The 423-nt window shown below is 36.9% G+C and carries 1 pseudogene; it reads left to right on the top strand.

Going from position 1 to position 423, the window contains the following annotated elements:
- Positions 1 to 62 precede the first annotated feature (62 nt).
- A pseudogene (locus tag KH893_RS12495) lies at positions 63 to 423 on the top strand (MFS transporter); the annotation flags it as partial.

Here is a 423-nt window from a genome sequence, read left to right as displayed (position 1 = left end):
CGGCTATTGGACCCTTGCTTGGCGGATTTTTGGTTCAGATGATCTCTTGGCGGGCTATTTTTATGATAAATATTCCTGTCGGCATAATCGCTTTATTTTTATCCGTATATTACATTGAAGAAAGTTACGGATCGGAAAAGGGACGGATTGATTGGTTAGGTATGCTGATTAGTGTTGCGATGATATTCTTTTTGATCATCGGATTAATTCAAAAAGAATTACATACTTCTTGGTCTTGGACAAACATTCATATTGCCGGTCCGCTTGTATTGGGTTTCTTATTTTTGCTCATATTCATATATTTAGAGAATTTTTTAAAGTCACCGATGATCGATCTAAGCATCTTCAAATCCTGGTCTTTTGATGGGGCTGTTATTGCAGCTTTTTGTCTTGGCGCTTCTTTATATGCCTTTTTTACCTATC

Source organism: Liquorilactobacillus sicerae, assembly GCF_029916425.1.
Taxonomy (GTDB): Bacteria; Bacillota; Bacilli; order Lactobacillales; family Lactobacillaceae; genus Liquorilactobacillus; species Liquorilactobacillus sicerae.
Note: the sequence above shows the minus strand (reverse complement) of the source record. Positions and strands in the feature narration are given on the sequence as shown.